Annotated in this window: 12 protein-coding genes; 8 read left to right on the forward strand and 4 right to left on the reverse strand. The window is 72.4% G+C overall.

Annotated features, from left to right (window positions below; genetic code table 11):
* Positions 1-79 precede the first annotated feature (79 nt).
* The 4 genes from ACYVF7_RS01270 (at position 80) to ACYVF7_RS01285 (ending at position 5,133) form a co-directional block, all read left to right on the forward strand.
* Positions 80-424 carry a hypothetical protein gene (locus tag ACYVF7_RS01270; RefSeq protein ID WP_460333506.1) on the forward strand — a complete coding sequence of 115 codons (345 nt, stop codon included), beginning with the start codon at positions 80-82 and terminating at the stop codon, positions 422-424.
* A 340-nt stretch (positions 425-764) separates the two neighbouring features.
* A complete protein-coding gene (locus ACYVF7_RS01275) occupies positions 765-1,235 on the forward strand; it encodes a SixA phosphatase family protein (RefSeq protein ID WP_460333509.1) in 471 nt (156 codons plus the stop codon).
* 448 nt (positions 1,236-1,683) lie between these two features.
* Positions 1,684-2,823, forward strand: a complete 1,140-nt coding sequence (locus ACYVF7_RS01280; protein ID WP_460333512.1) for a S8 family peptidase — start codon at positions 1,684-1,686, stop codon at positions 2,821-2,823.
* A gap of 147 nt (positions 2,824-2,970) precedes the next feature.
* A complete protein-coding gene (locus ACYVF7_RS01285) occupies positions 2,971-5,133 on the forward strand; it encodes an FUSC family protein (protein WP_460333515.1) in 2,163 nt (720 codons plus the stop codon).
* A 119-nt stretch (positions 5,134-5,252) separates the two neighbouring features.
* Here the strand turns inward: ACYVF7_RS01285 and serB are convergent, their stop codons facing one another.
* The 4 genes from serB to ACYVF7_RS01305 all read right to left on the reverse strand — a co-directional run bounded on the left by serB (position 5,253) and on the right by ACYVF7_RS01305 (position 9,784).
* A complete protein-coding gene (serB, locus tag ACYVF7_RS01290) occupies positions 5,253-6,455 on the reverse strand; it encodes a phosphoserine phosphatase SerB (RefSeq protein ID WP_460333518.1) in 1,203 nt (400 codons plus the stop codon).
* A 183-nt stretch (positions 6,456-6,638) separates the two neighbouring features.
* Positions 6,639-7,646: an S-adenosylmethionine:tRNA ribosyltransferase-isomerase gene (locus tag ACYVF7_RS01295; protein WP_460333521.1), complete on the reverse strand. Its 1,008-nt coding sequence runs from the start codon at positions 7,644-7,646 to the stop codon at positions 6,639-6,641.
* A complete protein-coding gene (locus ACYVF7_RS01300) occupies positions 7,639-8,970 on the reverse strand; it encodes an MFS transporter (protein WP_460333523.1) in 1,332 nt (443 codons plus the stop codon). The genes ACYVF7_RS01295 and ACYVF7_RS01300 overlap by 8 nt, the downstream gene beginning before the upstream one ends.
* Before the next feature lie 160 nt (positions 8,971-9,130).
* Entirely contained in the window at positions 9,131-9,784 is a 654-nt protein-coding gene (locus ACYVF7_RS01305) for an SDR family NAD(P)-dependent oxidoreductase (protein WP_460333526.1), read from the reverse strand.
* A gap of 97 nt (positions 9,785-9,881) precedes the next feature.
* Here ACYVF7_RS01305 and ACYVF7_RS01310 point away from each other — a divergent pair, with 97 nt between their 5' ends.
* From ACYVF7_RS01310 to ACYVF7_RS01325, 4 genes are all read left to right on the forward strand, one after another.
* Positions 9,882-10,274 (forward strand): DUF2752 domain-containing protein, encoded by a 393-nt coding sequence (locus ACYVF7_RS01310; RefSeq protein ID WP_460333529.1) that lies wholly within the window; start codon positions 9,882-9,884, stop codon positions 10,272-10,274.
* Between the two features lie 12 nt (positions 10,275-10,286).
* On the forward strand, positions 10,287-10,616 hold the full coding sequence (locus ACYVF7_RS01315) for a DUF4190 domain-containing protein (protein WP_460333532.1): 330 nt from the start codon (positions 10,287-10,289) through the stop codon (positions 10,614-10,616).
* A 62-nt stretch (positions 10,617-10,678) separates the two neighbouring features.
* The gene (locus ACYVF7_RS01320) at positions 10,679-11,785 is read left to right on the forward strand and encodes a GAF domain-containing sensor histidine kinase (protein WP_460333535.1); all 1,107 of its coding nucleotides are present in this window, start codon (positions 10,679-10,681) and stop codon (positions 11,783-11,785) included.
* A gap of 109 nt (positions 11,786-11,894) precedes the next feature.
* Positions 11,895-12,521 carry a response regulator gene (locus ACYVF7_RS01325; RefSeq protein ID WP_460333538.1) on the forward strand — a complete coding sequence of 209 codons (627 nt, stop codon included), beginning with the start codon at positions 11,895-11,897 and terminating at the stop codon, positions 12,519-12,521.
* The last annotated feature ends 106 nt before the right edge of the window (positions 12,522-12,627 follow it).

Genomic DNA, 12,627 nt, shown 5'->3' on the forward strand with positions numbered 1-12,627 from the left:
TTTCACGACTCCGTGGAACCCCTGGCCGTTCAAGATCGTCGCTTCCCCTCAGGGGAGCAAGATCAACGAGGAGGATTCGATGATCAAACGGCTCATCGCCGGTGGAGCAGCGACTGCGGGAGTCGCCGCGCTGGCGCTGGGGGCGTTCGTGTCCCCGGCCCACGCGGACGTGCCCTGCAGCTCGAAGGTGTTCAACACCTGGTACGTCACCAGCAAGCCGACGTCCCACGAGTGCACCACCGGTCACCGGACGAATGTCGGGATGCCCAACCGCCTGGTGCGGGTGATCAAGGCCGGGAACCACAGTGGGTACCTCGTGCGGCGGGACGACGGCAGGAAGGTGAAGTTCAAGGCCCACCAGCGGATCGTTTTCCAGAATCACCGCACGGTGGGCCTGAACTTCAAGCTGCTCCACTTCAACTGATCGTTCCGGTACGTCGGGCCGCCGTGCCGAGGCACGGACGCGCCGGCTGAACATGCCGACGATTCGCGGGGAGGCGCGGGCCCGTCCGGGCCGGCCTCTCCGCCGTCGCTTCCTGGGCCGCGATTCACCGCGCACCTCCGGGTGCGCCCGCCGACCAGCGTGTCTCCTCCCCTGGGGCGGGGTGTGGTCGGGGCACGCGGAGGGCACGGCAGACTGGAGGCATGCAGAAGTCCCAGCCGTCCGGCGCCAAGGGGTTCGCCGTCCTCGTCGGCATCATGGTCGCGATCGTCCTTGTGCTCATGCTGATCGCCGTGATCTTCTCGCCGCACCACCGCCTCTGATGCCCACGCTGATCGTGCTCCGGCACGCCAAAGCCGACTCCCCTCTGGGCACGCCCGACTTCGAGCGCCCGCTGGCGGCCCGCGGCCGGCGCGACGCGCGGGCGGCCGGCGACGAGCTGCGGGCCGCCGGCCGCGTTCCCGACCGGGTGATCTGCTCGCCCGCCGTGCGCACCCGCCAGACGCTCGAGGAGCTCCGGATCGACGCCCCCGTCGACTTCGAGGAGCGGGTGTACGACAACGATCCCGAGGCGATCCTCGACCTCCTGCGCGCCCAGCACGAGGAGCCCGGCACACTGCTGCTGGTCGGCCACAACCCGTCGATGCACCGGCTCGTGCTCGATCTCGGCAGTGCGGCCGCCGAGCGGTTCCCGACGGCGGCCACGGCGGTCATCGAGTTCGACGGGGACTGGTCCGACCTGTGGCCGGGCATCGGCCGCCTCACCGCGTACTGGACTCCGCGCGCCCACTGACGCGGGCGAGGCCGGGCGAGAAGCCCGCTGAACGCATCGAGCGAGGTTCGACGGTCGTCGCCGTCTGCTCACCGAGCCTTTCGTACGCGGCGTTCCTCGAGGTCCGGCCGGTACGGAGCCGAGTCGCGCGAGGACGCAGCGTGGTGACACTCACAGTTACTTGCCGGTTTACAAAGTGGCCGGATCCGGCCACGTACTCGCATCGGCGACACCCTTGATCGTACTGATCACAGCGTCCGCGACTGGCCGTAAGGAATCCAGTCACGCCAGTTACGGAACGTCATAGGGGTGCCATTGGCCCCGACCGGATCTCTAACCTGCGGACGGACGTCAGGCAGGGGACCGTGCCGGACCTACGGCGGGGAGCCGGCGTCGTTCGGTCGGGCCATCGGATGGCCCGTGCCTGCCGCATCCGAGATCCGGATGGGGCCGAACGAACGGAGAGGTCGTGAAGAGGCTCGCATTCCTCCCGCTCCTCGCACTGCCGATGGCCGCCGTCGCCCCTGCCGCGTCGGCCACGCCCCTGGCGCCCTTGGTCGCCGCCCAGGGCAGTGCGGCGTCCGGTCAGTACATCGTCACCGTCAAGTCCGGCGCCGCGCGGCGCTCCGACGCGATGAACCGGGTGCCGCAGCGCTCGATCACCCACGTGTTCACCGCCGTCACGAATGGCTTCTCGGCCCGCCTCGACGCCGCGCAACTGGACCGCCTGCGCCGGGACCCGAACGTCGCCCAGGTCACGCAGGCGACGACCGTCCACACCATGGAGACCCAGTCGAACGCGGACTGGGGGCTGGACCGCCTCGACGCGGCCAAGGGTCTCGACAAGAAGTACACCTACAAGCACACCGGCAAGGGCGTCACCGCGTACATCATCGACACCGGCATCGACACGTCCGACTCCGACTTCGGCGGGCGCGCCGCGGTCGGCTACGACGCGACCGGCGGTGACGGCAAGGACTGCAACGGCCACGGCACCCACGTCGCGGGCACGATCGGCGGCAAGACGTACGGCGTCGCGAAGGACGTGACGCTGAAGGCCGTCCGCGTGCTGGACTGCCAGGGCTCCGGCACCGACGCGGACGTGGTCGCGGGCATGGACTGGGTGGCTCAGCACGCCGCCAAGCCGTCCGTGGCGAACATGTCCCTCGGCGGCGCCAAGTCCACCTCCATCGACAACGCGGCGAAGAAGCTCACCGGCGCGGGCGTGTTCCTCGCGGTGGCCGCCGGCAACGAGAGCGCCGACGCCTGCAACGGCTCGCCGTCCGGGGCGAACGGCGTCCTCGCCGTCGCCGCCTCCGACAAGACCGACGCCTCGGCGAGCTTCACCAACTTCGGAAAGTGCGTCCAGGTGTACGCCCCGGGCGTGGACATCACCTCCGACTGGCTGAACGGCGGCACCAAGACGATCAGCGGGACGTCCATGGCGACCCCGCACGTCGTCGGCGTCGCCGCCCTCTACAAGGAGGCGAACGGCGACGGTTCCGAGTCGGCCGTCACCAAGTGGATCACCTCGCACGCGGTCAAGGACGCGGTCAGCGGCGTCCCGGCCGGAACTCCCAACCTGCTGCTGAACTCGGGCGGTCTGTAAGCCGTGCAGGGGGCTGTCCCCGATCCAGCCTCCTGTTGACCGTCTGACGATGCCGGGGCCGCGCGGGCCCCGGCATCGTGCTGTAGTACGGCCCCCCGCCGTCGTGCTGTAGTAGAGCAGGAGATTCCGGACAGGGGGGAGCGAGGGTTGCGGTCATCGCTGACCTGGCTGCGGGAGACGTACGCCGAGTCCGAGGGGCGCCCGTCGTGGATGTACGGCGCGGTCGCGTCCATCGCCATCGCCACGCCCCTCGTGATCGGCACGGTGACCGGCCATCCCGCCCAGGGCGGGCTGGCGGCCCTTGGGGCGTTCTTCGTCGTCAACACGACGCCGCAGGGCCCATACGGCGCCCGGGCCCGCGCCCTGCTGGCGGCGGTGATCGTCGTGACGGCCTCCACCCTGTTCGGCGGCCTGCTGTCCGGGCACGGCTGGCTCGCCGTCGCGGTCGTGCCCGTCGTCGCGGCGCTCGCGGCGGCCATCCCCTGGCTCGGCGTCACGGCGACGCTGTGCACGGTCGTCGCCACGGTGCGGCCGCCGGGCAGCCCGGCCGTGTCCAACGCCTTCATGGAGATGATCGGCGGGCTGTTCGTGGCCCTGGTCATGGTCGTCCCCCTCCTCACCCACCGCCTGCAGCCGCTGCGGACGGCGCTCGCGGACGCGGGCGCGGCGGTGGCCGCCGCCCTAGACGTCCTGGCCGACCCCGAGTCGCCGAGCGGGGAGTGGACCCGGCGCCGCCGCCGGGCGTACGAGGCGATCAGGAAGGCGCGGGCCACCTACGGGCTGTACCTGTCGGGCGGCCGGGACGACCACCAGCGCCCGAAGCGGCTGATCGAGGCGTTCGTCCGCGTGATGGACGAGGCCGTGGCACTGCAGATGCTGCACGACGCGGCCCTGGAGGCGCCCCCGCCGGAGGAGTGGGAGCAGGAGCGCCGCGTCGCGGTCGCGGCGATCGCCGCCCGGCTGCGGCTGGTCGCCGGGGCGATCGAGACGCGTGGCGGCGCGCCTCTCGGCGCCGACGAGCCGGTCGCGCTGCAGCGGTTCAACCGGATGACCGAGGACCTCCGCCTGGCGTGGCTGGCGGAGCCGGACTATCTGATCGAGACGGCGCTGGTCGTCCAGGTCCGCAGGCTGGTCTCCCGGATGGCCGAGAGGGTGGACGGCGCCCGGAAGATCATCGCCCCGGGCCTGAAGATCGGGTTCGACTCACCGCACCTCCCGGAGCGGCCGACCGGCGGCTGGGCCCGGTTCCGTGAGGCCGTCCGAACGCGCTCACCGGGCTTCCGATACTCCACGCGCATGGGTGTGGCGATCGCGGTGGCCATGGCCGTGACCACCGCGCTGCGGCTGCCGCACGGGCACTGGCTGACGATCACGGTCGTCGTCAGCCTGCGCGACTCGTACGGGGACACGGTCTCGCGGGTCGTCAAGCGGATCGGCGGCACGGCGATCGGCGCGATCGTCGCCGCGCTGGCCCTCGCGCTCGTGCCGCAGCAGAGCACCCTGATCGTGCTCGTCTTCATCGGTGCGGCGCTGGGCTTCACGGTACGACCGGTCAACCACGGGCACTGGATGGCGTTCGCCACCCCGATGATCATGCTGCTGGTCGACTATTCCAAGCCGATGAGCTGGTCTGCCGCCGGGTGGCGGATCGGGCTCACCATCGTCGGCGGGCTCTTCGCGCTCGTCGCGGCGCGCGTGCTGTGGCCGGCCGGCACGATCGGCCTCCTGCCCGGCCGGCTGGCGCGGCTGATGCGGACGCACGCCCGGCTGGCGCGGACCGTCGCGGCCCGCTTCGACGGGGACCACGAGGTGTCGATCCGCCGCCGTACGGAGGACGCAGCGGCGGCGGCGACCGGCGTGGAGGAGTCGGTGACCGGGCTCGGCCGCGAACCGGTGCCGCCGGACGACCTCATCCGGCGGCTCCGCCAGGTCGGTGTGGAAGGGCGGCGGTTCCGCGACGACCTGAGGGCCCTCGTCGCGCTGCAGGAAGAGGACCGGTCGGATCCCGGCCCGCTGTCCGCGATCCTCGAACGCGTCGCCGACCACCTCGAGGAGGGCGCCGACGCCGTGCTGTCGGACGAGCGGACGGACGCCGAACTACGGCTCGACGATCTGCTGGACGAGTACGACCAGCACCTGGCGGAGCTGACGCGCCGCCGCCGCGACGAACTGGACAGCGGCGTCGGCACGGACGCGGTCACGACGCTGCGCCGCTCCCTGGTCGAGGTCGCGGCCGCCCGGCACGCGCTGCGCGGCCTCGTCTCGGACGCCGAACGCCTGCGAAACGCCGTCCGCGTCGACGCTGCCTGAGGTTCCCCGGGGCGGCGCCGTTCAGAGGGCGATCTCCGGGCGGCTGCGTCTCCGGCGCCGAGCGTTCCGGAGCGCTGCGGGTGGCCCTGCCTTCGGCGCCGAACGTCTCCGATGTCAGCTCAGGGGAGGTCGGGGTCCTCGGCGTCTGCGGCGTCGATCTCCTCGCGGGAGATGCCGAGCAGGAAGGCGATGGTGTCCATGTAGGGCACGTTGACGGCCGTGTCGGCGGCCTCGCGTACGACGGGCTTGGCGTTGTAGGCGATGCCGAGCCCGGCGGCGGCGAGCATGTCGAGGTCGTTGGCACCGTCACCGATCGCGACGGTCTGGCTGACCGGCACGCCCGCGGCGACCGCGAACCGGCGCAGGGCGGCGGCCTTGCCGGCCCGGTCGATGATGGGGCCGACGAGGCGGCCGGTGAGCTTGCCGTCCTCGACCTCGAGGACGTTGGCGGCCGTGTAGTCGATGCCGAGGTCCGCGGCGAGCGCGTCGGTGATCTGCGTGAACCCGCCGCTGACGATCGCGAACTTGTAGTCGAGGCGCTTGAGCGTACGGACCAGGGTGCGCACGCCCGGGGAGAACTCGATGCGGTCGCGGACCTTCTCCAGCACGCTCTCGTCGAGACCGGCGAGCATCGCGACCCGCTCGCGCAGCGCGCCCTCGAAGTCGAGCTCGCCGCGCATCGCCGCCTCGGTGATCTCGGCGACCTGGCCGGCCAGCCCGGCGTGCTCGGCGATGAACTCGATGACCTCGCCCTGGATGAGGGTCGAGTCGACGTCCATGACGATGAGCCGTTTGGCCCGGCGGGCGAGGCCACCGCGCTGGACGGCGACGTCGACGTGCTGCTCGGCGGCCTCCGCGGCGAGCGCGGTGCGCAGGCCGTCCGGGTCGGCGCCGGAGACGTCCATCTCGATGCACGTGACCGGGTGGTGGGCGAGCCGCTCGATGCGGTCGATGTTGGCACCGTGCGCGGCGACGCGGCCCGCGATCCCGGCCATCGCGGCGGGCGTGAGCGGGTTGCCGAGGATGGTGACGTGCAACCGTCCGCGGCGGCGCGGGTTGCCGGTGCCGGTGCCGGTGGCCAGCTCGATCTCCATCCCGAGATCGGCGGCGATCTTCTCGGCCGCCGCCCAGACCCGCCCGACGTCGGTGTCCGGGCCGTACGAGACGAGCACGCCGAGGACCAGACGGCCGCGGATCACGACCTGCTCGACGTCGGCGACGGCCACGGGGAAGGCGGAGAGGATGCTGAACAGGCGAGACGTGACTCCGGGACGGTCACGGCCGGTGAGCGTGATGAGCAGTGTGCGCGTCTTGGCATTCATGCTGTTCACCACGGTACTTGGCTCTGATCGCGGATCGCGCGGCGGTCCACCATGCGGACACCAGGGGTTCCGCGCCTGTTCGCGGCCCGGCCCGCCCGCGCCCACCGGAGGTTCATCCGGCGTTCGAGAGCCATCCTGCGTGCGGGCCGAAATCAGATCGTATGCCGGAACGAAGATCGTTCGTCACGGAAGCAGCAGGTTGAGATCCCCGAACTCGTGCCAGCGGTAGCCGCCCGCCAGGGCCTCGGCGTAGACGCGTTCGAGCAGGTCCTCGCCGGCGATCGCGGTCAGCATCCGCAGGTGCGATGAGCGCGGCTCGTGCAGGCCGGTGAGCAGGCCGTCCACCACCCGTACGCCTTCTTCGGGGGTGACCACGTGCGAGGTCCAGCCCTGTGCCGCGCGGACGAACCCGTCCTCGGCGACGGCGGTCTCCAGCGCCCGTACGACTGTCGTGCCCACGGCGATCACCTTGCCACCTTCCCAACGAACGTGGTTCACCAGCGCCGCCGTCGTGGCCGGGACGTCGTACCGCTCCGGGTACGGCGGCTCGTCCTTCTCCGGCGACGCCACGCCGGTGTGCAGGGTCAGCGGCGCGACCAGCACGCCCCGGGACACCAGACGGGTCACGAGTTCCGGGGTGAAGGGACGTGCCGCACTCGGCATCTCCGCGCTGCCCGAGTCGCGGTCGATGGCGACGGCGTCGGCGAAGACGGTCTGGTAGGCGGTGGTCGGCTGGTCGTGGTCGACGTAGCCGTAGCGGATCGGCACGCCGTGTCGCCGGAGGTACGGCTCGACGTCGGTGTCGAGGCGCGCCCGCCACAGCCGGGGCGTGTAGCGGTCCAGGAGGGTCAGCGTCGCGCCGCCGGGCAGGGGGAACCACTCGCCCGGGCATCCGCCGGCGTACGGCTCGGTCGCGCGGCCGGTCCGCAGCCGCAGTTCCACGAGCCAGGAGTCCGGATCGCCGGGCATCGGACCGGAGAAGTGCACGGCCATGCGGTCGAGGCGTACGGCGGCGGGCAGGGTGGCCGAGGTGTTCACGACGAGCAGGTCACCGGGCCGGAGCAGGTCGGGCAGGTCGGTGAAGGCGTGGTGGGTCACGCCGTCCCGGGTGGCCGCGAGGAGGCGGACGGCGTCGCGGCGAGGCGGGGGTTCGTGCGCCTCGAGGGTCGGGGGAAGGGCGAACTCAAGCACGGGAGACCTCCACACGATGGGCGGCCGCGGCCGCCACGAGGCCGATGGCGAGGGTCCAGGCGAGCCCGGCTCCCAGGCCCGCGGCGTTGACGAGGGCCCCGGCCACGCCGACGGCGAGCGACGAGCCGAGGGTGTCGCTGATCTGCAGAGCCGAGGAGTTGACGCCCTGCTCGGACGGTGCGGAGAAGCTGAGCACCTGGACGCTGAGGGTGGGGAAGGCCATGCCCATTCCGACCCCGCCGACGATCCAGGCGGGGACGGCCGCCCAGCCGGAGGTGTAGAGGGCCAGCGTGATCCCGGCGACGCCGATGGCGAGCAGGACGGCGCCGAGTACCGCGAACCGCGCCCGCGACGCGTCCGTGAACCTGCCCTGCCACCAGGAGCCGGCGCTCCAGCCGAGAGCCCCGGAGGTGAGCACGACCCCGGCGGCCGTGGGGCTGAAGCCGTGCCGCGTGATCAGCGCGAGCGGGATGAACGCCTCCGTCCCGGCCATCGTGCCCATGAGCAGCCCGCGCATGGCGATCGCGGTCGGCAGGCCCCGGCCGAGGCGCAGCGTGCCGCGCGGCAGCAGGACCCGCAGCCCGTACGCGAGCGCGGCCAGGCCGAGCAGCGCGAGCGGTGAGCGGTGGTCGATGCCCCAGAGCAGGAGGGCGGCGCCGGCGGCCAGCGCGACGGCGGCGAGCGTACGGCCCCGGGGGAGCGAGCCGTGCGTCCGTGAGCCGCGCAGGACCGGCGCGAGCATGACCGCTGCCGGGACCACGAGAGGGACCAGCCCGAGGAAGACCCAGCGCCAACCCACGTGCTCGGCGACGAGCCCGCCGACGGACGGGCCGACCAGCGACGGCACGACCCACGCGGCCGACATCGCCGCGAACACCTTCGGCCGGGACTCCTCCGGGTAGACGTGCGCCACGATGACGTACAGCGGGACGACCGCCAGGCCCGAGCCGAACCCCTGGACGGTGCGCCCCACGACGAACCAGGTCATCCCGGGGGCGGTGCCCGCGATTACGAGTCCGGTCACGAACACCGCGATCCCGGTGAACAGCGGGAGGGCGGGCCCCCGAGCGTCCGCCCAGCCGCCGGCGAGGACGTTGGCGATCAGCCCGCTGATGGAGACCGCGGTGAAACCCCAGGCGTACATCGACAGGCCGTGCAGCTCGCGCGCCGCGACCGGCATCGCCGTGCCGACCGCCATCTGCTCGAACGCCAGCAGGGTGACGACGAGCAGGATCCCGACCGTGGCCGTGCGGTACGGGCCGGCCAGCAGGCGGGGGCGCCGGACCGCCCCCACCACGCCGACCGCCTCCGCGGGGGCGCTCACAGCGCCTCCTTCGTCGGCACTGTGAGCGACGCTGCTGTGCCCGTCGGCTCGCTCGCTCGCGGTGCCTCCTTCGTCGGCACTGTGAGCGACGCTGCTCTGCCCATCGGCTCGCTCGCTCGCGGTGCCTCCTTCGCCGGCACCGTGACCGAAGCCGCTGCGCTCACAGCTCGCCCACCGCGTACCGGCCGCTTGCGGGCCGCCGGGCGATCAGGCGGCGCAGCGCGGGGACGGCCACGTCCTCCGGAAGGGGAGCGGCGTCCGCGTCCTCTCCGGCGTCGGCCAGCATCCGCGTGCGCATCTCGCCCGGGTCGACCGACCAGACGGCGAGGTCGGGCTCTTCGGCGGCGAGCACGTTGGAGAGTTGGTCGAGGGCGGCCTTGGTCGCGCCGTACCCGCCCCACCCCTCGTACGCCTCGCGGGCGGCGTCAGAGGTGATGTTGACGATCGCGCCGCGGCGCTCGCGTAGGGCCGGCAGCAGCCTCTGGATGAGGCCCAGCGGCCCGAGCACGTTGACGGCGAACGCCCGCTCCAGCTCGGGCAGCGGGTATCCGGCCAGCCGGGGCAGCGGCGTGGCGCCGAGGGTGCTCGCGTTGTTGACGAGGAGGTCGAGCCCGTCCGACGCGCGGACGAGCGCCTCCCGGTGAGACGGGTCGGCGATGTCGCCGGCTACGGCGGTGGCGTCCAGGTCGGCGGCGATCTTCTCCAGGTCGGGTGCCCCCCGCGCGTCGAGGACGAGGGTCCAGCCGTCCTGGGCGAGCGAGCGGGCCAGGGCCAGGCCGAGTCCGCGGGACGCTCCGGTGATCAGTGCCTTCATGCCTCTGACGTTAGGCAGGGGGCGTGCCGCCGACATCGGTCGCGGGACGGGGTCCGCCCGGGCGGATGGTCGTAGGTCTCTCGGGCACACTCGACATATGAAGTACGCGATCCGGCGGCCGTGGGGCGTGCCCACACGGGTGCTGCTGCTGGTGATGGGGGTCGTCGGTCTCGCCGTGCTGCGGATTCCGCGCCCGCCGACGCTGTGCCTGCTGCGCCAGGCGACGGGCGTTCCGTGCCCGCTGTGCGGGTTCACCACGGCGGCGGTCCATCTCGGCCACGCCGACGTCGTGGGAGCCCTTGGAGCCTCGCCGCTGGCGGTCGCCACGTGTGTGGCGTTCGTTCTGGTGCCGGTCACCCGGCGTTCCCGGTTGATGACTCACTGGCGTGAGATGTCGCACAGGACGCGACAAATAGCGCCTGTTGTCACTATCGTCACGGTCCTGATCGTTTCGGAAGGCTGGCAGCTCGCCCGCTTCGGCATCATCTGACAGGAGGACTCCGTGGGATACCCGCCCCAGGACCAGCCCCCCGGTTATGGCGGCTACCCGCCTCCGGGACCGCCCCAGGGACCGCCCCCCGGCTACGGCGGCGGATACGGACAACCCGCCCCGCAGCCGCAGTCCAGCACTCCTCAGGTGCTGTCGATCATCGGCATCATCTGCTGGTTCTGCTGCTCGCCCGCCGCGATCGTGCTCGGGCTCGTCGCCCAGAACCAGTTCCGCGCCCAGGGACGGCCGGACACCCTCGCCAGGGTGGCCTGGATCGGCGGCATCGTCGCGCTGGTCCTGGGAGTCATCGGCACCGTCGTCCGGCTGCAGAACGGCGGCTGACCGCCGCCGCCGGGTTTCCCGACCGGGATGAGCGGGGACCCGGCGGCGGTACGGTCGGAGCCGTGGAAACGGATCGGGACGCCACACTGCACGCCGTCAGCACGGCGGTGCTCGCGGTCACGCGGCACCTGTCCGTGCACGAGGTCCTGCAGGTGATCGTCCGGGCCGCGGCACAGCTCCTCGACGCCCGGTACGCCGCCCTCGGCGTGCCCGACGACGAGGGGTCGTTCGCCGAGTTCGTCGTGGAAGGCGTCTCGGACGAGCAGTGGAAGCGGATCGGCCCGCTGCCCCGGCAGCACGGGCTGCTCGCCCTGATGCTCCGCGACGACCGGGTGCAGCGGCTGGCGGACGTGCGCCGGGATCCGGCGTTCGAGGGCTGGCCGACCGCACATCCGGTCCTCAAGGACTTCCTCGGTGTCCCGATCAAGGACGGCACCGAGACCCTCGGCATCATCTTCCTCGCGAACCGCCGTACGCCGGGGGGCTTCACGGTCGCCGACGAGGAGCTCCTCACACTCTTCGCGGCGCACGCGGCGATCGCGATGACGAACGCCCGGCTGTACGAGCGCAACCGCGAGCTGACGGTCATCGAGGAACGCGCCCGCTTGGCGCGGGAGCTGCACGACGCGGTGGCGCAGAAGCTCTTCTCGCTGCGCCTGACGGCCGCCGCCGCGCTGTCCGCACCGGACCCCCGGGCCGAGCTCGAACGCGTCCAGGCCCTCGCCAAGGAGGCCCTGGCCGAGCTGCGCGAGGTCATCTTCGAGCTCCGCCCGGCGGAGCTGGCGGGCGACGGGCTCGCCGAGTCGCTGCGCAAGCACGTCCGCGTCCTGGATCGCGCCTGGGGCGCGGGGCGCGGACGGCGGCCTCGCGTACGGTTCGAGGGCGAGGACGTCGCGCTGCCCTCCGACGTCGAGGCGGTCGTCTACCGCGTCGCCCAGGAGGCGGTGTACAACGCCCTCCGCCACGGCGATCCCTCGGAGGTGACGGTGCGGCTCACACCCGGCGTGCTGGAGGTCCGCGACGACGGCGCCGGATTCGACGTCGGGGCCGACTCCCGCGACGGTCTCGGCCTCGCCTCCATGCGCGACCGCGCCGAGTCGGTGGGCGGCTCCCTGACCATCGACTCCTCCGCCGCCGGCACCGTCGTACGGCTGGAGGTGCCCGCGTGACCCGGGTTCGCCGGTGCCCGCCCGCCTGCCGGCGCTCGTCCGGTCGTACGCCTGGAGGTGCCCGCGTGATCGCCGATCGCCGTCCGGTCGTACGCGTGGAGGTGCCCGCGTGATCCGAGTGCTGATCGCCGACGACCATCCGGTCGTCCGCCAGGGCCTGCGGACGTTCCTCAGCGTGCAGGAGGACGTCGAGGTCGTGGGCGAGGCGGCCGACGGCGCGGAGGCCGTCTCGCGCGCCGAGGCGCTGCGGCCCGACGTGATCCTCCTCGACCTGAAGATGCCGGGCGTCGACGGCCTGACCGCGCTAAGGGAGCTTCGTGGGCGGGGCGTCGACGCCCGTGTCATCGTGCTGACGAGCGTGGGCGAGCGGGAGCAGGTCCTGCCGGTCGTCCGCGCCGGCGCGTCCGGATATCTCTACAAGGACGTCGACCCGCAGGCCCTCGTGCAGGCGATCCGGGCCGTGCATGATGGGCACATGCTGTTCGCACCGGAGGCGACGGAGGCGATGCTCGCACCCGCGCCGGTCGACCCGGGCTCCGGGGGGCTGACCGAACGCGAACGCGAGGTCCTCGTCCAGATCGCCCAGGGCCGGTCGAACCGCGAGATCGCCCGTGCGCTCGTCGTCTCGGAGAAGACCGTCAAGACGCACGTGTCCAACATTCTGCTGAAGCTGGGGCTGCAGGATCGCACCCAAGCGGCCCTGTACGCGGTGCGTCACGGCCTCGCCGATCGGTGACTCGCGAGTATTCGCGTGAGATCGAGGAGGCGTAAGACGCCCGGGTCGAATATCTTGATGAACCTCAGTAGTCGGCTGAGTGAACCGCATCGCCGAGGACGTCATC

It is taken from the genome of Actinoallomurus acanthiterrae (genome assembly GCF_054775715.1).

Bases quoted from the DNA above. Each gene is read 5' to 3' on its own strand.
- ACYVF7_RS01270 (WP_460333506.1), top strand. From the start codon at position 80: ATGATCAAACGGCTCATCGCCGGTGGAGCAGCGACTGCGGGAGTCGCC.
- ACYVF7_RS01275 (WP_460333509.1), top strand. From the start codon at position 765: ATGCCCACGCTGATCGTGCTCCGGCACGCCAAAGCCGACTCCCCTCTG.
- serB (WP_460333518.1), bottom strand. From the start codon at position 6,455: ATGAATGCCAAGACGCGCACACTGCTCATCACGCTCACCGGCCGTGAC.
- ACYVF7_RS01305 (WP_460333526.1), bottom strand. From the start codon at position 9,784: ATGAAGGCACTGATCACCGGAGCGTCCCGCGGACTCGGCCTGGCCCTG.
- ACYVF7_RS01310 (WP_460333529.1), top strand. From the start codon at position 9,882: ATGAAGTACGCGATCCGGCGGCCGTGGGGCGTGCCCACACGGGTGCTG.